Source organism: Microbacterium sp. NPDC055665 (assembly GCF_053618035.1).
Map to the genome: position 1 here is coordinate 1 of NZ_JBSHGY010000013.1, position 19,062 is coordinate 19,062.

The 19,062-nt window shown below is 68.0% G+C and carries 14 protein-coding genes and 1 pseudogene; 7 read left to right on the forward strand and 8 right to left on the reverse strand.

Features of this window, described 5'->3' with window-relative positions; translation table 11 throughout:
• Positions 1 to 219: 219 nt before the first annotated feature.
• Positions 220 to 5,250, reverse strand: coding sequence for a beta strand repeat-containing protein (locus tag ACWGO6_RS17655; RefSeq protein ID WP_452327483.1), 5,031 nt, complete (start codon positions 5,248 to 5,250; stop codon positions 220 to 222).
• Between the two features lie 297 nt (positions 5,251 to 5,547).
• Here ACWGO6_RS17655 and ACWGO6_RS17660 point away from each other — a divergent pair, with 297 nt between their 5' ends.
• From ACWGO6_RS17660 to ACWGO6_RS17680, 5 genes are all read left to right on the forward strand, one after another.
• The gene (locus ACWGO6_RS17660) at positions 5,548 to 6,114 is read left to right on the forward strand and encodes a SipW-dependent-type signal peptide-containing protein (RefSeq protein WP_452327484.1); all 567 of its coding nucleotides are present in this window, start codon (positions 5,548 to 5,550) and stop codon (positions 6,112 to 6,114) included.
• Between the two features lie 15 nt (positions 6,115 to 6,129).
• Positions 6,130 to 6,753, forward strand: a complete 624-nt coding sequence (locus ACWGO6_RS17665; protein ID WP_452327485.1) for a SipW-dependent-type signal peptide-containing protein — start codon at positions 6,130 to 6,132, stop codon at positions 6,751 to 6,753.
• Positions 6,750 to 7,976, forward strand: coding sequence for a S24/S26 family peptidase (locus tag ACWGO6_RS17670; protein ID WP_205820284.1), 1,227 nt, complete (start codon positions 6,750 to 6,752; stop codon positions 7,974 to 7,976). Before ACWGO6_RS17665 ends, ACWGO6_RS17670 begins: the two co-directional genes overlap by 4 nt.
• Positions 7,973 to 10,015 (forward strand): RCC1 domain-containing protein, encoded by a 2,043-nt coding sequence (locus ACWGO6_RS17675; protein ID WP_452327486.1) that lies wholly within the window; start codon positions 7,973 to 7,975, stop codon positions 10,013 to 10,015. Before ACWGO6_RS17670 ends, ACWGO6_RS17675 begins: the two co-directional genes overlap by 4 nt.
• Positions 10,016 to 10,320: 305 nt before the next feature.
• On the forward strand, positions 10,321 to 11,325 hold the full coding sequence (locus ACWGO6_RS17680; protein WP_136041767.1) for a magnesium and cobalt transport protein CorA: 1,005 nt from the start codon (positions 10,321 to 10,323) through the stop codon (positions 11,323 to 11,325).
• Positions 11,326 to 11,418: 93 nt separating this feature from the next.
• Here ACWGO6_RS17680 and ACWGO6_RS17685 read toward each other — a convergent pair whose 3' ends face one another.
• Positions 11,419 to 12,702 (reverse strand): MFS transporter, encoded by a 1,284-nt coding sequence (locus ACWGO6_RS17685; protein ID WP_452327487.1) that lies wholly within the window; start codon positions 12,700 to 12,702, stop codon positions 11,419 to 11,421.
• Positions 12,663 to 14,126: an FAD/NAD(P)-binding protein gene (locus ACWGO6_RS17690; RefSeq protein ID WP_452327488.1), complete on the reverse strand. Its 1,464-nt coding sequence runs from the start codon at positions 14,124 to 14,126 to the stop codon at positions 12,663 to 12,665. The genes ACWGO6_RS17685 and ACWGO6_RS17690 overlap by 40 nt, the downstream gene beginning before the upstream one ends.
• Positions 14,127 to 14,150: 24 nt before the next feature.
• Between ACWGO6_RS17690 and ACWGO6_RS17695 the strand changes: the two are divergent.
• Positions 14,151 to 14,294 (forward strand): annotated as a pseudogene (locus ACWGO6_RS17695) (CorA family divalent cation transporter); the annotation flags it as partial.
• 136 nt (positions 14,295 to 14,430) lie between these two features.
• Entirely contained in the window at positions 14,431 to 14,763 is a 333-nt protein-coding gene (locus ACWGO6_RS17700; protein ID WP_452327489.1) for a hypothetical protein, read from the forward strand.
• 10 nt (positions 14,764 to 14,773) lie between these two features.
• Here ACWGO6_RS17700 and ACWGO6_RS17705 read toward each other — a convergent pair whose 3' ends face one another.
• The 5 genes from ACWGO6_RS17705 to ACWGO6_RS17725 all read right to left on the reverse strand — a co-directional run bounded on the left by ACWGO6_RS17705 (position 14,774) and on the right by ACWGO6_RS17725 (position 19,059).
• A complete protein-coding gene (locus ACWGO6_RS17705; protein ID WP_452327490.1) occupies positions 14,774 to 15,193 on the reverse strand; it encodes a hypothetical protein in 420 nt (139 codons plus the stop codon).
• 131 nt (positions 15,194 to 15,324) lie between these two features.
• Positions 15,325 to 15,855, reverse strand: coding sequence for a cytochrome C5 (locus ACWGO6_RS17710; protein WP_452327491.1), 531 nt, complete (start codon positions 15,853 to 15,855; stop codon positions 15,325 to 15,327).
• Between the two features lie 37 nt (positions 15,856 to 15,892).
• Positions 15,893 to 17,023, reverse strand: coding sequence for an MFS transporter (locus tag ACWGO6_RS17715; protein WP_452327492.1), 1,131 nt, complete (start codon positions 17,021 to 17,023; stop codon positions 15,893 to 15,895).
• 159 nt (positions 17,024 to 17,182) lie between these two features.
• Complete coding sequence (locus ACWGO6_RS17720) at positions 17,183 to 17,713, reverse strand: hypothetical protein (RefSeq protein ID WP_452327493.1); 531 nt, start codon at positions 17,711 to 17,713, stop codon at positions 17,183 to 17,185.
• Positions 17,713 to 19,059, reverse strand: coding sequence for a glycosyltransferase (locus ACWGO6_RS17725; RefSeq protein ID WP_452327494.1), 1,347 nt, complete (start codon positions 19,057 to 19,059; stop codon positions 17,713 to 17,715). Before ACWGO6_RS17725 ends, ACWGO6_RS17720 begins: the two co-directional genes overlap by 1 nt.
• Positions 19,060 to 19,062 lie beyond the last annotated feature (3 nt).

The following is a 19,062-nucleotide window of genomic DNA, read 5'->3' on the forward strand; positions in this document are numbered from 1 at the left end:
GTGTCCTGCGCGGGCCCCTGCTGTGCAGAGCTTCGATCCTGCGTGCTTGCGCACGCCTGATGACCAGCGGTCTTCGGTGGCCCCACCTCTGCCCCCCCCGGGGCCGGGGGGGGGCGGGCGCGGGGGGGGGGGGGGCGGGGGCAAACACCTACTCTATCGCCCCCTTCCACATTTGGGGGCCCCGGTGGGGCCGCGGGGCCACCACATCCATCCTTCCGATCAGCTCACATCGAGGTGCTCACGACGCCGGCGCAGGGCCAATCCCCCGCCGAGGGCGAGAAGGAGTCCGGCTGCGACGAGGCCGCCGAGCGCGAGCTCGCCGCCGGTGATCGCGAGCCCGGTGGGCGGCGGTACGCGGTGGGCGGTGGCGCATTCCGCGTCGGGGTCGCACGACCCGGCCGGGTCGGCCGTCGAGACGACGTTGCCGATCTCGCGGTCACCCGCACCCGTCACGGTCACCGAATAGGTGATGGTGACCACAGCACCCTCGGCGAGATCTCCGCTCCAGTGCAACTCGGTTCCGTCGCGGACGACGGATCCGGCGGTGGCCGTGGCGTCGTCGTTGAACGTCGCGTCGTCGAGCACTCCCGACAGATCATCGTCGACGGTGGCACCGGTGATCGGACCGACTCCTCGTTGCGTGACGGTGACCGTGTAGGTCACGGTGTCGCCGGTCGCGACCGTCGACCCGGAGGTGGGGTCGGAGGTCTTCGAGAACTCGTAGGAGCCCACCTCGTCCACCGTCGCGCAGTCCGTCTCGGTCGCGCAGCCCGCGCTCGTCACCACGTTGCGCAGCGTCCCGTCACCGGAACCGATGTCACCGACGGTGACCGAGTAGGTGATCGAGACGACATCGCCGACAGCGAGGTCGGCGGCCCACGTGAGCGTCGATCCGTCGATCGTCGCGGTTCCCGCGTCTGCGGCGACGTCTCCGTTGTATGCGGCGTCATCGAGCACAGCGCCGAGGTCGTCCGAGAGCGTCGCCCCCGTGACGGCTCCCGGCCCGGTCTGTGTGACCGTGATCGTGTAGTCGACCACCTGACCCTCGGCAACGGTCGAACCCGACGCCGGTTCGGACGTCTTCACCACGACGTACGCTCCCACGTAGTGCTCAGTGCTGCACTCGGCGTCGGTGGCACACCCCGGGCTCGTGACAACGTTCGCGAGCGTCAGGTCGCCCGCACCCGTGACGGTGACCGAGTAGGTGATCGTGACCACTGCCCCCGGCGCCAGGTCGGATGTCCACGCCAGGGTCTCCCCCGCGTCGTCGAACACCGGGGTGCCGATGCTCGCGGCGGCGTCGTCGTTGTAGTCGGCGTCATCCAGCACGTCGGTGAGGTCGTCCGACAGGGTCGCGCCGGTCACCGCACCCGGGCCTGACTGCGTGACGGTGAGCGTGTAGGTCACCGTGTCGCCCTCCTCGACGCTGGAGCCCGACACGGGATCGGCCGACTTCGCGACGGCATAGTCACCGTAGAGATGCTCAGTCGAGCATTCGTCCGCACATCCTGGACTCGTGACGGCATTCGTGAGAACGCCGTCGCCCGCCCCGGTGACCGTCACCGAATACGTGATCGTGATCGTCTCGCCCACATCCAGGGCACCGTTCCAGGTGAGGGTCCCGGCGTCGTACGCCACGTCTCCCGCGGTCGCGGTCTCGTCATCGTTGTACGTTGCATCGTCGAGCACGGCGGCGAGGTCGTCGGACAGGGTCGCATCCGCGACCGAGCCGGCACCGGACTGCGTGACGACGATCGTGTACTCGATCGTGCTGCCGGCTGCGACCGTCGATCCTGCCGCCGGGTCGGAGCTCTTCACGACGGTGTAGCCGCCGACCAGATGTGCGGTCGAACACTCGGTGTCGCAGCCGGGACTGGTGACGACGTTGGTCAGAGTGCCGTCTCCCGCGCCCGTGATCGTCACGGAATAGGTGACGGTCACGGTCGCACCGACGGCGAGGTCGCCGTCCCAACTCACGGTCGCCGTCGCCGGGTCGAAACCGACCGTGCCCGATGTCGCCGCCGCATCACCGTTGAACGTCGCGTCATCGAGCACCGCGGCCAAGTCGTCGTCGAGCGTCGCAGCGGTCACCGATCCCGGACCCGACTGCGTCACCGTCAGCGTGTACGTCACGACATCGTCGGCCTGCACACTCGAACCCGACTCCGGATCCGACGACTTCACCACGGTGTAAGCGCCGACGAAGTGCTCCGTGCCGCACTCTGCCGCCTCGGCGCAACCCGGGCTTGTGACGACGTTCGCGAGCTCCCCGTCACCGCCATCGGTCACCGTGACCGAATAGGTGATGGTCACCACCCCACCGACGCCGAGATCACCCGACCAGTCGAGCGTCGAGTCGTCGACCACCGCCGACCCCGCAGTTGCGGCGACGTCGTCGTTGTAGTCCGCGTCGTCGAGCACCGCGGTGAGGTCGTCCGACAGGGTCGCGGCGGTCACCGCACCCGGCCCGGACTGGGTGACGGTGAGCGTGTAGGTCACCGTGTCACCGGCCTCGACGCTCGAGCCCGACACGGGATCGGCCGACTTCACGACCGCATAGTCACCGTAGAGATGCTCAGTCGAGCACTCGTCCGCACATCCCGGGCTGGTGACCGCATTCGTCAACGTGCCGTCACCGGCACCGTCCACCGTCACCGAGTACGTGATCGTGACCGTGTCGCCGACGCCCAACGCACCGCTCCACGTGAGCACGCTGGCATCGACCGCCACGTCACCCGCGGTCGCACTCACGTCACCGTTGTAGTCCGCATCGTCCAGCACCGCGGCGAGGTCATCCGAGAGGGAAGCATCCGCCACCGCACCGTCACCCGTCTGCGTGACCACGATCGAATACTCGATCGTGTCACCCATCGTGACCGTCGATCCGTCGGCGGGGTCGGAGCTCTTCACGACGGTGTAGCTGCCGATGAAATGCTCGGTCGAGCACGCCGTCGTACAACCGGGGCTCTCCACGACATTCGTGAGCGTTCCATCGCCGGCTCCCGTGATCGTCACGGAATACGTGATCGTCACCGTCGCACCGACAGCGAGGTCGCCGTCCCAGCTCACGGTCGCCGTCGCCGGGTCGAAACCGACCGTGCCCGATGTCGCCGCCGCATCACCGTTGAACGTCGCGTCATCGAGCACCGCGGCCAGGTCGTCATCGAGCGTCGCCCCCCGGACCGAACCCAGGCCCGACTGCGCCACCGTCAGCGTGTACGTGACCACGTCACCGGCCTGCACACTCGAACCCGACTCCGGATCCGACGACTTCACGACCGAATACGAACCCACCAGATGATCCGTGCTGCACTCCGTGGTGCACCCAGGACTCGTCACCACGTTCGCGAGTTCCCCATCGCCCGCACCCGTGACCGTGACCGAGTAGGTGATCGTCACCACTCCACCGACACTGAGATCACCCGACCACTCGAGCGACTCCGCGTCCTCATCGAATGAGAACGTGCCGGACGTCGCGGCCAGGTCGTCGTTGTAGTCCGCGTCATCCAGCACCGCGGCGAGGTCATCCTCGAGCGAGGCGCCGACGACTGCGGCGAGGCCCTGCTGGCTCACCGTCAACGTGTACGTGATGACGTCACCACTCGCCACGGCGGCACCCGAGGCGGGGTCGGCCGACTTGACCACGGTGTAGCCGCCGACCGGGGTGTTCGTGGTGTCGGGGGGAGTCACGACGGGAGGCTGCCCCGGGGGCGTGCCGGACGCGGTCGCCGTGTTGACGACCTGTCCGTCGGAGAGATCGGCCGCCGTGATCGTGTACGGCGCGTCGGCCGTACAGACGACCGACGCCGTCGGTGCGAGTGCAGCGGGATCGCAGGTGATGCCGATTCCCGCCGCAGTGAGCACGTCGTCGTTCACGGTGAGTCCCGTGAGTTCGGTCTCGCCGGTGTTGGTGAGCTCGAACTCCCACTGGATCTGATCCCCGACGTCGTTGTAGCCGTTGTCGTTGGTGTCGATGACCTCGGTGACGCGCTTGTCGAGCGTGAGCCCGGGAATGAGCGGGTCGTTGAAGATGGTGCACACCACGGCGATGCCTGCGACCGCCGGGATGGTGACGGCTCCGAATGAACCATCACCCGCGCTCAGCTCATCACCATCCGAATCCGTGCACTCCCATCGCGAGACGTAGTTCGCGAGATCAGTCGTCCCCGATGCTGCTTCTGCGAAGTCGTAGGTGTCCCCCTGCTGGACGATCACAGCACCGGCAATCTCGTCCGACGACTGGTTCTGAAGTCCGTCCTCGGAGCCCTCCGTAACGCCCGATGAACCCGGGCCCGGGACGATGCCGCCGCCGGTGATGTCCAGTGCGAACTGGTCCCCAGGCTGCAACCGGCCGACGACGTCCTTCTCCACCGTCAGGGTCGGAGGCGAGTCACAGGTGGCGAAGTCCGTCATGTTCGTGCTGGCCGGCCCCGTGATCGACAGCTGTGCGGCCACGACTCCAGTCGTCGGGTTGACACGCAGCATCCCGGTACCGCCGCCGACGTAGAGATCACCGTTTCCGGTGAAGGCGATACCTGCATAGGTCACCCCGGGAACGGCTGCAATGGAAGTCAGACGCGAGGAGGTGAGGACAACATCGGCTGCCGTCGAGGGAACCTGGCCGTTCACGCGCAAGATGTTTCCGGCGGTCCCCACGGTGCCGACGTTTCCGACGATGTACATGCGCCCCTGGGTGTCGAATGCGAAGTCGGAGTTGCCGAGCGTGATCCCCGTCGGCAATTGAACCGTAGCGGCGACACCGAGGTTGGTGTTCGTCGCTGGATCGTACACGGCGATCCGAAAGCCTTCAGGGCCGACGCCGCCATAGTAGAAGAGCCCATTGGCAGGGTTCACGGCACCGCCGACCGTGCCGTATCCGGGGAGCGCGAGAGCTGGGGTCGAAACGAAGGCCTCTGTCGCGAGCGTGTAGTTGTAGAGGACGCCCTGCTTTGTGAAATAGACCGCTCCGCCCCCCGGCGAGATGCCGAGCTGATTCACGACGAAGTCACCGGGGAGGTCGGCTGCCAGCGTTGCTGCGCCGGTCGTACCGTCTATCTGCCAGAGGTCGCCGTCCGCCAAGCCTTGATTCGTGGCATAGACCGTCGACCCGGTGCAGATGAGATTGGGGGCGGCCAGCGCCGAGGGCGCGGTCACCATGCTGACTCCGACGAGGCCGGCGGCGACCAGGAGAACCGCGGCCAGCGCGCTCAGCAATCGGCGGAATCCCGCACGAGGCGTGGACGTGATCATGTTTCTCCCTCGTCGCGGATGCTGCCGATCCCCCAGGAGTGCTGTTGAAGCGAACCGTAGACCAGACGTGCCGGTCCGTAAAGACCCTCTTCTGGTAGAGCGGTACCGCAGGGGATGCCGTGGTCCCGTCCGACGATGGTCGGGACACGCAGCGAACCAACAGTAACGTCTTACACATCAGACGTGAAACCGGGTCAGGTCGTGGAATCGAGATCGAGCAGCCACGAACGACCCCTTATGCGGAATCCCGGCGATGGCTATGCTTCACGCGGGGGAGCAGGATGACCAGGAGGAATCATGGTTCGCACTGCTTTGACGGGATCGGAGCGCTCTGCTCAGACCCGAAGGAAGATCTTCGCCGTCCTCGCCGGTGGGCTCGTCGTCGGCGTGGGTTCCGCGCTGACGCTCGCCGCGTGGAATGACTCGGAGTTCGCGACGAGCGACTTCGCGGCAGGAACATTCGAATTCCAAGGCTCGACCGATGGCGCCACGTGGGCGGATCATGCGGTGGAGGGCGACGCGGCCACGCTGACGTTCAGCACGGGCTTCGACAACCTCTCACCGGATGACGTCGTCTACGCGCCCTTCGCCCTGCAGCTGACCGCGGCGAGCACGTCGCCGGCCGGGCTGACGGCCGTGGCGCCGGTGGTGACCGGAGACCTCACCGGCCAGCTGACCTTCGGCGCGGTTTCGACGGCGGCGTTCGGCTGTGACGCCGCCGCCTTCGCCGCCGGCACTGCCGTGCCCGCCACCATGGATCCGGGCGACATCGTGTACCTGTGCCTGCAGGTCACGGCCGGCGCGACGATCACTCAGGGCGAGACCGGCACCGCGCTCTGGCAGTGGGACGCGGTTTCCCAGTAACCGGACGACGAGATCGTGGCTCGGCGCGCGCGCGACCGGGGCCTGGGAACGCTCACGCGCGTCCAGGCCCTGCTCGCCTGCGCCTTGCTCCTGGGCGTCGGCTCGGCCGGCACCCTCGCATCCTGGTCCGACAGTGAGATCGCTCGGTCGCCGTTCGCTGCGGGGAGCTTCGCCCTGGCATCCCGCACCGACGATGGCGCGTTCGCGACGCATCCCGAGGCCGATCCCGCTGCGCTGAGCTGGACGCTCGCACCTCTCTACCCGGGTGACAGTGCGGCGGCGTGGGTGCAGGTGCAGGGCACGGGGTCGGTGGATGGAAGCGTCAGCCTGAGCGGCGTCGCGCTCTCGGTGGACCCGGCCGCCGGCAGTCCCGAGGCGGCGCTGCGGGACGCGCTGCTCGTGCGCGCCTCGGTGACGTCGTCGACGGATCCGACCCCACCCGAGTGCACCGCGAGCACTCCGGGAGTCGAGGTCACCGGTCTCACGCAGATCCCGGTTCTTCCGGCCCAGCAGGTCGCAGCCGCCGGCGGCTCCACGGTGACGTACTGCATCGTCCTGACCCTGCCGATCGATGCGCCGGCGATCACGCAGGGTGTCGCCCTCACTCCCACCTGGGTCATCACGGGGAGCACGGGATGACCTCCTTCGCACGCGGTGCCGCCCGGACGAGCCGCCTCGTCCGGGACGTGGTGCTCGCCATGGCCGCGATCGGCGGGGCCGCATGCATCGTGTTCGCCGTCCTGGCGTTCACGGGTGGCTACTCGCTGATGATGTTCAAGACCGGTTCCATGTCGCCCACGATCCCCGCGGGTTCGGTCGCGCTGGTCCAGCGGGTCCCCGCATCCGACATCGTCGTCGGCGACGTGGTCACGGTCGACCGCGCGGGCACACTGCCCATCACCCACCGGGTCACGAGCGTCCGCGATGGCGCGGGGCCGGCCGAACGCGTGCTGACGATGCGCGGCGACGCCAACCCGGTGGACGACCCGACGAGCTACACGATCACCGAGGCGCGGATCGTGCGCGGATCGGTGCCGAATCTCGCGCCCGTGATCGCGCAGTTCGGCAACCCCTGGGTGCTCGGCTCGCTCACCCTCGGCACCGCGTTCCTCGTCGCGTGGGCGTTCTGGCCGCGGCGGGAGACGACACGGCCCGACGACGATGATGCGCCACCCGGCCCGATGCCCCCGCCGGAGGAGACCGCGACGCAGGTCTCCGCGGGTCGGGGCGCGCTGGCGACCGTGCTCATCGTCACGGCGTCCGCCATGGGCGCCACACTCACTCCTTCGTCGGCCGATGCCGCGACGACGTCCGACTACCTCGTCGTCCGCTCCGACCTCGCCGGCGCCGGCGTCCAGGGGCTGGACCCGCTCGACCCCCTCCTCTGGCACCTCGATGTGGATGCGTCGGCGGCGCCTCCGGACGGGGAACTGGCGCTCGCCCTCTCGTCGACGGGCGATGCGCGGTTCGGGCTGCGGGCCGAGGTGCGCGCCTGCGCCGAACCATGGCTATCCGACGGGACGTGCGCTTCCGGTGAGCGGGTGCTCCGCCCCGAAGGACCCCTGCTTCCCGACGGCCTGTGGCAGCCACTCGACACGGCCACGACGCCGGCGGTGGTCCACGTGCAGGTCGCTCTCACCGCGCAACCCGAGACGCCCGAGGCCGCCGCGGCCGGAGCATCCGTCACCGTGCGGGCGACTGCCGCCGGAGACACCGTCGACACCGGCATCGACGGCGAGTCGGAGCTTCCGCCGACCGGTGGCTCCGGCTTCGTGATGCTGGCCGCGCCCGCTGCGGTGCTCGTCGGAATCGGGATCGCCCTGCTCGCCCGCCGCCGCACGGTCCCGGGGAGGACGGAATGAAGGCGCTCCGTCGACTCCTCGTCCTGCTCACCGCGGCCTGTCTCGCCGCGCTGACGGTCTCCGTCGCTCCCGCGAGCGTCGGCGGTGATGCCCTCCTCAGCACAACGGAGGCCGCGTGGCTCGACGCCCAATACGCCGAGGGACCGGTCGAGGCGGGCACTCTCGACGTTCCCACGATCACGGTCTGCACGACGGAGAACGAAGGGACGAACGGGGCGATGAGCGGCGTCACCATCGGGTGGACCTCGGAGCTCGACGATCCCGCACGGATGCTGGCGACATTCGCGATCGGCGCGGGGGCGAGCTTCGAAGCTCCCACCGATCGCATCCAGGTGACGGGGCCGGCCGCCGGGCTGTACACCTATACGGTCACCGTGACCGCGACAGAACTCGAAGGGGCGCTGGGTCCGCTCGCGGGGGCGAGCGTGGGGGTCGCGGTGTCGACGCGGGCGGGCACCGAGTGGCGATCGGCGCCCGCGTCGCGGACCGTGGCCATCGGCACCCTCGGCGGAGGGCGAGGCTCAGCGACCTGCGATCTCGGGCACACACTCACCCTGACGGGTCTGATCGCCACGACGCCGCCGATCTCCCGCGTCATCCCGGTCGGCACCTCGGCCACGTCGTCGCTGCCGCCGGCGCTGCAGGACCGCCGACGCACACCGGTCTACACCGCGACCGTCCGCGACATCACCACCAACGCCCTCGTGCCGAACACCGCGGTGACGATCGTGCTCCCCGACGGCCTCGCGTTCGAGTCGGGCCCGTTCGCGGATCTCAGCGAAGGCACCTTCACCACGAGCGCCACCGGGACGGTGGAGTTCCGCGTGGTCGGCAACCGCTCGGAACCCGCGCAGGGCCCGGTGCGGGTGGAGTCCCCGCGAGCCTTCACGATCCTGTCGGCCCAGCCGGTCACCTCGGTGCCGCTCGTGGCGTGGGGATACTCGGCGCAGGGGCAGACCGGCTCCGACGACCTGAGTGTGGCGCGCACAAGTGCGGTCCCCCTCTGGGACAACCTCTCCATCACCGGGGCCACGGCGATCGGCTCCAGCTATTCGACGCTGCTCTACGCCGACCAGAACGGAAACCTGTGGGGGCGTGGCTACAACGCCTCCGGCATCATCGGCGACGGCACCACCACGAGTCGATCGACCGTCGTCGCGGCACTCACCGGACCGGGCGCCCAGCTCGGCGGCATCACCTACATCGGCACCGGCACCGACCAGCTCTCCTCCACCGCCGTCGACGCGTCGGGCGGAGTCTGGGCCACGGGCGACAACGAGCTCAGCGGCTTCGGTACGGGCTATACGAACACCCGTTACTGGCAGCGCGTGAGCGACAACTACACGATGCCCTCCGGCGCCCTCACCGCGGAGGTCAACCCCTACGGAGCGGTCCTCATGGTGCTGGAGAACGGGCAGGCCATGGTCGCCGGCGCCGACAGCTACGGATACTCCGCGCAGGGGAGCGCGGTCAGCGCCGCGGCCGGCTCGACGGGGCTGGTCATGCTCACCGGGCCGAGCACGCCGATCACGGGGGTCGTCTCCGGGGGGATCGGCTGGCACTCGTCGGCTGTGGTCACCCAAGACGGTCGCCTGTTCACGGCGGGCACGGCTGCATACGGAGGCAGCGGCACGTTCTACCTCGTGGAGAAAGCGCTGCCTGCGGGCAAGACCGCCGCGAAGGTCATCGTCCGGCAGTACCGCATGCTCGTTATCATGACCGACGGCTCGGTCTACGCCCTCGGCGCGAACACCAGCAGCTCACAGGGCATCGGCAGCTCCGCTACGCCGGGCACGACGTTGACCGCGGTGGCGATGCCCGCCGGCAGCGTGGTCACCGACGTCGCCATGGCCAACGACACGACCCTGTTCCTCCTCAACACGGGCGCTGTCTACTTCGCGGGGCTGAACGACACCGGTGGCGCCGGAGTCGGCAACACCGCAGGGACCTTCAGCACCCCCGTCCGCGTGCCCCTCGCTCATACGGCGACGAAGATCGCCGCCTCCTGGTACGACACCTATCTGACGGTTCTCGGATGACCGTGCCACCAGCCCGCGCCCGAGCCGCAGGCCATCGCCCGTACACCTCCTCCCAGGCGGCAGGAGTATGCTGACCCCTTGGGTCGCTCGGCCCGAAGAGTCCCGAAAGGCGGTGATGGCGATGTCCGGTGATAGTTACGACGCCGCCCTCGCTGCGTCGAGACTCCCTGCACTGATGCGTTGACCTTTCCGGTCCGCTCTCGCACGTCCTTCCCGCAGCCGTCGGCGGCGTCATCCGCCCCCTGACGAATCCGCGCACGGAGCTCTCTGCTGCTGCCGTGCACCTGCGAGAACGGAGCCGAATCATGGCGCTCATCGACAACGGCGTGTACGTCCACGGACGTCGCGTGGAGACCCCCAAGAACCTGGACGAGACCTACCGGATGCTGGATGCCGCCGGTGGCATCGCGTGGATCGGGCTGTACCGCCCGAGCCCCGAGGAGGTCGCATCCGTCGCGCGCGAGTTCGATCTGCATCCGCTCGCCGTCGAGGACGCCCTCTCCGGGCACCAGCGCTCGAAGGTGGAGCGCTACGGCGACACACTCTTCGCCGTGCTGCGTCCGGCGCGCTACCGCGACAAGGAGGAGTCGATCGAGTTCGGCGAGCTGCACCTGTTCGTCGGCCCCGACTTCGTGGTGACGATCCGCCACGCCGAGTCGCCGAACCTCGCCGCGGTGCGGATGCGCATGGAGGCCAACCCCGAACTGCTCGCGATGGGCCCCGAGGCGGTGCTCTACGCGATCCTCGATGAGGTCGTCGACGGGTACGAGCCGATCGTCGCGGGCCTGCTGAACGACATCGACGAGATCGAGGACCAGCTCTTCGGCGACGGCGATGACGACAGCGCGCTCTCCCGCCGCATCTACGAGCTCTCCCGCGAGGTCATCAACTTCCAGCGGGCCGTGCACCCGCTGAACGGGATGCTGGAGTGGCTGCGTCGCGGGTCGGAGAAGTACCGCATCGACGAGGAGCTGCAGCGCTCCCTGCGCGATGTGCTCGACCACACGATCCGCGTCAACGAGCGGGTCGACTCGTTCCGGGCGATCCTCGAGAACGCGCTGACCGTGCACTCCGCACTCGTCGCCCGCCGTCAGACCGAGGCCGGGCTCGCACAGAACGACGAGATCAAGAAGATCTCCTCCTGGGCGGCGATCATCTTCGCGCCGACGCTGGTCGGCACGGTCTACGGCATGAACTTCGACGTGATGCCCGAGCTGCACTGGGCCTTCGGCTATCCGATGGCGATCGGTGCGATGGCCGCGTTCGCCGTGGCGCTGTACGGGGTCTTCCGCTACAAGAAGTGGTTGTAGGCGCCGCCGCGTCGGGCGGAGAACTCGCCGTCAGGCGGAGGATCCAGGCGTATTCCTCCGCCCGACGCGGAGTTCTCCGCCCGGCGTCGAGTCTCACGAGGTTGCACAACTGGTAGGCCTGTCGCCAGACTGTTCGACAGGCGCTCGAGGAAAGAGGAAGACAGCCAGCGCCGCCGGGATCACCCCCAAGAGCATGGTCGCGCTTCCCCAACCGACCGCGAGAGCGAGCGCGCCTGCTGTGACTTGAGGGATGAAGGCCCCGAGTGAGGTTGCGGTGTTGTTGAGGCCCAACGCGGTCCCCGCTTGCCCCGGGCCGGCGAGGGCAGCGATCTGAGCGAAGTGAGCGCCCTGCCACGCACAGCTGGCAACGCCGGCAAGGATCATCGCGCTGAGCGAGGCGTAAAGAGGAACGTTCCGGCCGCACGCGACGACGAGAAGGCAGCATGCCTGCACGACCGCCATGGCGCGAACCGCCGTCGTTCGGCTCATCCACGGGACGAAGTCGGTGCCGATCCCCGCGGCGACCCGCAGCGCGCCGCCGACGAGCTGCATCGCGGCGACAGCTGCCACACCGGCGATTGGGGGATACCCGTGCTGGTCGGCGAGGATCGCTGCAGCGAACGTCAGCACGAAGAACTGCGAGATGTCGAGAAGCAATCCACTGGCGGCCACGCGCCACACGCCGACGCTCCGCAGCGCCGGCAGGGCCGATCTCCGCGCGGAGGAGCCTTCCTTCAGCGAAACCTTCGGAGGGTCGAACACGAACACCCAGACGAGAACAGCACACAGAGCACACGCGCCGGCGAATGTCGCGAATGTCGGCCCTACGCCGCTCCGAGACAGAAGCCAAGAGTACGCGAGGGTTCCCACTGCACCGCCTGCCGGCACCGCTGCGACCCGCAACGAGAGAATCGTGCCGTGACGGCGCGCGGGGAACCAACCGAGGATCGCACTCCCACTCGGGCCTGTGACGGCCCCGCCCATTCCCGCCGCCAGGAAAAGCAGCCCGGCCAGCACCCACACAGACAGCCGCGCCGAAGAGGCGACCGCGGCGATGACCGCCAGCATCGTCGCGGTCCCGATCACGCCGATCAGAAGAACGCGGCGCTCGCCGAACCTGTCGGCAGCCATACCCCAGGGGAATTCGGAGAGAACCACTGCAATGCTCGCGCTGCCGAGCACAAGCGCCAATCCGGCGGTAGATAGCGCCAGGGAGTCCTGTACGAGGACCGATGCGGCAGGTAGGCCCAGGAAAGTCGCGCTGAAGACCACCTGCGAAACGATGCCCACGGTGAACACAGCCCACCGATTCGCCGGGCGTCTCTCTCGCATCCGCGTCATTTCTCGGAATGTGAAGGCATGGAGGGTGTTCTCCATGCCTCGTCGTCAAACGTTCGCACCGCATCCTCGACCGCCTCAGGTACGGTCCGCACAATGCTGTCGAGCGCGCTCACGTAATACCGAGCCCCTTGAGCAAGGCTGCCAATCGCGTAGATCGGCACATGCGCCCCATCCGGGGTCATGATCCGCCACGTGCCGTATTGCACTCGCAACCCGCCAAAGTCATGACGTACGGCAAGCTCCCCATCGATCAGGCTCTGCACCAGAAGGCTCTTCATGTCGGCGATGGAATCAGCCGAACTCAAGCGCGCAGAAACGGTCAGATCCACGTCTTGGTATTCACCGTTCCCGAACACGAGGCGATGATCCTCGGCTCTCCGGAGTCCACCACGAGCAACGAGCTGCCCTGCGTCCATCGCCGTTGCAAGCATGGCAGCGGTTGGCGGCGGCATCGGGTTACACCACGACTGAAAGTAGGGATGCAACCATCGGCGGAAGACTCTCCGGCTTTCGTCGTCCATCAGGTGCCACGCGTCTGCCATCACCTCGTCACACAACGTGACGAATAGAGCACGCCATCGCTCCGGATCGGCTCTACCCCGAAGGGATTCCTGGGGCGTCACATCGCCGTTCAAGAACCTTCTGGGAGCTTCAAGACTTATGCACTGAGCTTGCGCTTCGAGCTCCACAAAGTGGAGCAAGGTCCGCAAGTCGAGAGACTCCAGGTCGGCGAGTGTCGCTCGTGTGAGGACGGTCGGAACGAGGCACTCGCTGACACGTGACCCGGGCAATAGGCCCCGACGAGACGCGAGCGTGATCCGCCCGCGAAATCCGTTAGACAGGAGCGCCCTTGCGACGTCGACTGCTGTGAGACCGGTTCCGACTATGCCCACATGGGAGGCGTCCATCGCCCGGAGTATCAGTTCATCCAGAGGGTACGGCGTGATCTCACCGTCTGCGCTTGCACCGTCTTTGCTCCATCCGATGCACAGATAGACGGCGTCGAAGGAGTCGAAGCGCGCCGTCTTGGTAGACACCGAGAACCTTTCGCCGTCGGTGCGGCTTATCGAGGTGGCTTCTGAGGGGACGCAGTGCAGCGTCCCTGACCGTGCCACCCACTGACGCCTGAGCGAATCCAAGGACTCGGACAGATACTCCCCGAACACCGTGCGGGAGACAAACTCATCGGCGTGCGCGCTACTGCGACGGATCCATCGGACGAAGTCGCCCTCGTCTTCTTCGCGGACGGACATCATCGACGCCGGCGCGTTAAGCAGAGGCTCGCAGTGGTCCGCTTGATACGCCAGACCGCGAGCGGACTGATGAGGATCCTTAAAGAGCGGATCGAACAGCGTGAGGTCCAGCGAATCCGGCCCCCTTTCCGACATCGACAGTGCGGTCGCTAGACCGCCCGCCCCCACTCCAACAATGGCTACACGCATTCTGTACTCCCAGGTCACGTCTTAGTTGGTAAAACTCTAGTGACGCTGGTCGGCACGGTCTACGGCATGAACTTCGACGTGATGCCCGAGCTGCACTGGGCCTTCGGCTATCCGATGGCGATCGGCGCGATGGCCGCGTTCGCCGTCGCGCTGTACGGGGTCTTCCGCTACAAGAAGTGGTTGTAGGCGCCGCCGCGTCGGGCGGAGAACTCGCCGTCGGGCGGAGGATCCAGGCGTATTCTTCCGCCCAACGCGGAGTTCTCCGCCCGGCGATGTGCCTCACGAGGTCACGTAATCTCGCAAGACGAGGCACAGGAGAAAAATGAACGACCAGCGCAGCGCACGACCGCAGATCGGTGACAACCTGGCGTGGGTGAGTCTCTTCGTGGCGGTCGTGTCTGCGCTGGTCGTTCTGGCGCGGACCCTCGAGATCGCGGGTTGCTCCGGTCAATGCGACTACCCGACGCTCGAGACCGTCACCCGCGGATTCTGGATGACGGACCTGATCGTCTTCGTCGTAACGACAGGCGCATACTTCTTCACAAGATCTCGACTCCGGCTGGCCTGGCTTCTCCCGGCAGCGGGTATCGCGATCACACTGATCGCCCTCCTCATCACAAATCTCGTGATGAACGGCGCGCTGAACCTCGGATAGTCACCTGCCCTCAATAGCGTGGACGGTCGCGCCCTGACCTCGCGCGCATCGCGCGAACCACCGCCGGAAGAACGAGCATCCCGAGCACCCAGGCCGCGGCGCCCCAGATCAGCGCGTCGCCGATGAACGGCAGCCACTCGTAGGTGGTCGGATAGGGGATGCCGGTGCGACCGGTGAGACGCAGGGTGACGTCGGCCGGATACGCCGCGAAGGGGTTCGACGAGTGGTCCTGCGTGATCCAGGGCAGCGGGAACCCGAACCGCACGTCCGCCAGGTCGGCGTCGGACAGCACGGGCACCCGCTGCGCCACCGTGATCCACCAGGCCACCACGCATCCGACCACCGCCGAGCCCAGCACGGACAGCAGGATGCTCCCCCGTCCCGGCCGGCGAGATTCCGGGGGCGAGACGGAGCCCGCGCTGCTGCTCATCCGTTCCCTTTCCCATCCCTCCGCGGCCTGTCGCCACTCAGGCGACCGCGCACGTCAGGCGATCGCGCCGAATCAGGCAAATTCTCGGCTCAATCGCCTGATCCGGCGGGACGGCCTGAACTCGCGACAACTCAACTCTCGTCGGCGCGGCTGATCTCGTCGAGCAGCTCGTCGAGGGTGTCGAAGTCGATGGTCTCGGTGCCGTCGAGTTCGCGCACCTCGACACCGTCGACCTCGAGCTCCTCGTCGAGCTGCACGAGGATCCGCGAGTCCGGGAACTGCTTCGGGGCGAGGAAAGCGAGCAGCACCGCATCGGCGAAGACGACGACCGACGTGGCCTCGAGGTCGTCGCGCAGGTCGATCTGCTCGATCACGGGCTCGTCGTCGACGGCGTCATCGATGTCGGTGGCGACCTCGTCGACGATGGCCCGCCACCGGGACTCCCCGACCGAGAGGATGCGTGAGACCGCCGCGATCAGTGCCTCATGGTCGACATCTTCGCCGTGCTCGTCGAGCTCCGGATCGATGTTCACGTTCACCACGGTGCCGGCCGCATCGATGCTCGCCCGTCCGTACACGAGACCGTTCTCGGCGATCGGGTCTTCGAGCAGCCCGCTCTCGACGATGCGGGCGAGGAGCGAGTCGAGCACAGGCGAAGTCATGCCTCCAGTCTTTCGCATCCATCGCGGTACGGGGCGATCATCGTCGCAGCAACGGCGTGAGCATCACCCCGACGGCGGTGATCCCCGCCGCGACGAACAGCACGCCCGGCGCACCGACGCCCGAGTACCCGATGCCGGCGAGCACAGGCCCTCCGACCGCGCCGAGGTTCAGCGCCGCCGTGGCGTAGGCGCCGCCGAGCACCGGTGCTCCCTCGGCCTCACCGACGATGCGCGCGATCAGCGAGGAGCCGACCGCGAACGACAGCAGCCCGCCGATCAGCGCACCGACGAACACGGCCGGAATCGACGCGGCGGCGAGGCCGAAGACCACCCAGACGACGGTCGTGGCCACGGCGCCGAACACGATCCACGTGCGCGGTCGGCGCGCCGCCCAGCGCCCGGTGGCCGCCACCCCGAGGAAGGCACCGACCCCGAACACCGCAAGAAGCAGCGGGATCCACGAGGCTCCGACCCCGGCATCCGCTCCGATGACGGCGAGGAACGTGAACACCCCGAAGGTCGCGGCGTTCACGAGCACGGCGAGCACCACGGCCACGAGAACCGGGCGGCGGCGAAGCTCGGCGACTTCGGTGCGCACGTCGATCTGCGGCGAGCGCGGGACCGCACCGAGCGTGCGGTCGAGAAGGAGTGCGACGACCGCGGGAAGGCAGAGCAGCACCACGGCCCAGAACGTGGAGCGCCACCCGAACGCGTTCGCGAGCATTGCGCCCGCCGGCACGCCCACAATCGTGGCGAGCGTGGTGCCCGCGAGCAGCACGGCGACCGCCCTGGTCGTCTGGGCCGGTGCGACGATTCCCCGCACGGTGGCCAGAGCGATCGCCAGGAAACCGGCGTTCGCCAGGGCGGCGAGCACTCGGGTGAGGAGCAGCAGCGGGAACGACGAGGCCACGGCGCCAATGACATGCGCGGCGATGAAGATCACGAGGAGCAGCACGAGGGTCTGCCGCGGACGCCAGCGGCTGGCGAACACGGCCATCAGCGGCGCACCCACGACCATGCCCACTGCGAAGGCGGAGGTCAGCAGGGCGGCGGTCGACGGGTCGACACCGAGGTCGGCGGAGAGGGGGAGCAGAAGACCGGCGAGCATGAACTCGCTGGTGCCCTGGGCGAAGATCGCCAGAGCGAGGACAGGGATGAGCAGAGGCATGGAGCATCCAGACGCGCAGAGCCGCGCGCGCTCCGAGGCGCGCCGTGCGGCGGGTGAGTGAGGTCGACGAGGATGCGGGGAGCACACGACGTGCGCTCACACCCGCGATCTAGCGTCTATTCGACTCAGGGCTCACTCGCCCACCGTACCGCAGGAGGCTCAGGCCGACGGAGTCCGCCTCCGGCCGAACAGGGGCAGGTCGGCGATCACGATCACGAAGACCAAGTAGGCGGCACTGAACCCGAGGATGCTCAGCACGGATCCACCCAGACGCAGAGCGACCTCGTAGCCCTCAACGGATCCCGCCGCCAACGCTCCCCACGCGACGACGCCGAGCCGCAGCTGATTCGTCGCCAGGATCAGCAGCGTGGAGAGCACCACCGACATGCACACTCGGCGCCCGCTCACGCGCGTCGCGGCCAGGATCACACCCCCGAGCACCCACAGCGGCGCAGCGAGGAACACCACCGGGGACTCGACCGCGGCGTCGAGCGCGCCCGGAGTGATCCATGGCAACCAGAGGCGGGCGACTTCCGTTTCGAGAACGACGACCTGCGCCTCGAGGAAGACGAGCACGACAGCGGCGGCGATCAACCCCGCTCCCGCGATCAGCCGCAGCTTCATCGCGAGCGAAGAGCGGCGAGGAGTCCTGACGCGAACGGTGGGAGACGGGGAGGCGGTGCGCTGCATCAGGCGTCCTTCGCGATCGGACCGGCCACATCGATCTCCGCGTTGCGGCGGGTCTTCGCCCACCCGTTCCGGCCGCGGACGATCCGGTAGAGAGCGCGGGCACCCGTCAGATAGACGTAGTAGTCGTACACCCACATCCCGAATCCCCAGAGGACCCCCGTCCAGAATCCGGCATCGGGCTCGCTGTACCGCCGGTAGAGCGGCCCCCAGACGAAGAAGGGGCCGATGCCGAACAGGAGGAAGAGGATGCCGAGGACGGGCAGGATGCCCCAGGGGAGCGCGAAGGCCCCGGAGACCACTCCCACGATCGCCCCGACGACCAGGGTCACCGCAGCGAGGCTGGCCACCACCTGGAAGACCGGGAGAAGCAGGTAGTAGCAGATCTCGAGAATGCCGGCGTTCGTGAGCATCGGAGATCGGACGATCTCGGGGATGTAGCGGATGCACTGCATGTTCCCCTGCGCCCAGCGCGTGCGCTGGACCGTGAACCGCCGGAAGTCGTGCAGCGCCTCCTGGGCGACGTACGTGTCGTGCAGATGACGGTTCTTGTGCCCCGCCAGCAGCACGTGGATCCCCAGCTCGTAGTCCTCCAGAAGAGAACCGTGCCACGGCCTGTCCGACCGCGCGGCGATGTCGTCCAGAACCGAGAGGCGCGTGAACTGGCCGTTGCCGCCGAGCCCGACGGTCTCGGTCCAGCCACGGAGGGATTGGATCGCGGCGATCGGTCCGCGGAACTCGAGGTCCTGCATCCGGATGAGGAATCGTCCGAAGGCGTTGCGGGCCCAACCGGCGTCCGGGACCGGGCGCCGATCGTCTCGGTTCTTCATGTAGACGGTGACCTGCGCCGCCCCGACCTCGGGGTCCCCGAACGCGTGGGGTGAGGCGGCCTTGCGGAGGATGTTCTCGGCCACTTCGCCATCGGCATCCACGACGCACACGACGACGCGCGAGCGGTCGGTGTCGGCGGGGAGGAACGTGTTCAACGCGAAGTACGCCGCGTTGAGCGCATCCCCTTTGCCGGTCCTCGCGTCGGGGCGCCGGCGCTGGACGAGGTGCACGAAGGAGTCCGCCTCTGCGGCGGCTGCGACGATCGACGCGGTGCGGTCATCGCTGTCGTCGTCGATCACCCAGACGTGTGCCTCCGGCACCGTGGAGCGGAGCATCCGGATGGTACGCGAGATGACGACCTCCTCATCTCGGCAGGGCACGAAGATGTGCCACGCGAAGGCATCCACGCGACCATCGGGGTCCGGCGTGCGGCGCAGGAAGGGAACGATGATCATGAACACGTAGACGAGGAACGTCAGCGTGACGATGAACGATATGGCGCTAGCGGCGACGAGCATCGC

Bases quoted from the DNA above. Each gene is read 5' to 3' on its own strand.
- ACWGO6_RS17655 (WP_452327483.1), bottom strand. From the start codon at position 5,250: ATGATCACGTCCACGCCTCGTGCGGGATTCCGCCGATTGCTGAGCGCG.
- ACWGO6_RS17660 (WP_452327484.1), top strand. From the start codon at position 5,548: ATGGTTCGCACTGCTTTGACGGGATCGGAGCGCTCTGCTCAGACCCGA.
- ACWGO6_RS17670 (WP_205820284.1), top strand. From the start codon at position 6,750: ATGACCTCCTTCGCACGCGGTGCCGCCCGGACGAGCCGCCTCGTCCGG.
- ACWGO6_RS17675 (WP_452327486.1), top strand. From the start codon at position 7,973: ATGAAGGCGCTCCGTCGACTCCTCGTCCTGCTCACCGCGGCCTGTCTC.
- ACWGO6_RS17680 (WP_136041767.1), top strand. From the start codon at position 10,321: ATGGCGCTCATCGACAACGGCGTGTACGTCCACGGACGTCGCGTGGAG.
- ACWGO6_RS17685 (WP_452327487.1), bottom strand. From the start codon at position 12,702: ATGGAGAACACCCTCCATGCCTTCACATTCCGAGAAATGACGCGGATG.
- ACWGO6_RS17700 (WP_452327489.1), top strand. From the start codon at position 14,431: ATGAACGACCAGCGCAGCGCACGACCGCAGATCGGTGACAACCTGGCG.
- ACWGO6_RS17705 (WP_452327490.1), bottom strand. From the start codon at position 15,193: ATGAGCAGCAGCGCGGGCTCCGTCTCGCCCCCGGAATCTCGCCGGCCG.
- ACWGO6_RS17710 (WP_452327491.1), bottom strand. From the start codon at position 15,855: ATGACTTCGCCTGTGCTCGACTCGCTCCTCGCCCGCATCGTCGAGAGC.
- ACWGO6_RS17715 (WP_452327492.1), bottom strand. From the start codon at position 17,023: ATGCCTCTGCTCATCCCTGTCCTCGCTCTGGCGATCTTCGCCCAGGGC.
- ACWGO6_RS17720 (WP_452327493.1), bottom strand. From the start codon at position 17,713: ATGCAGCGCACCGCCTCCCCGTCTCCCACCGTTCGCGTCAGGACTCCT.
- ACWGO6_RS17725 (WP_452327494.1), bottom strand. From the start codon at position 19,059: ATGCTCGTCGCCGCTAGCGCCATATCGTTCATCGTCACGCTGACGTTC.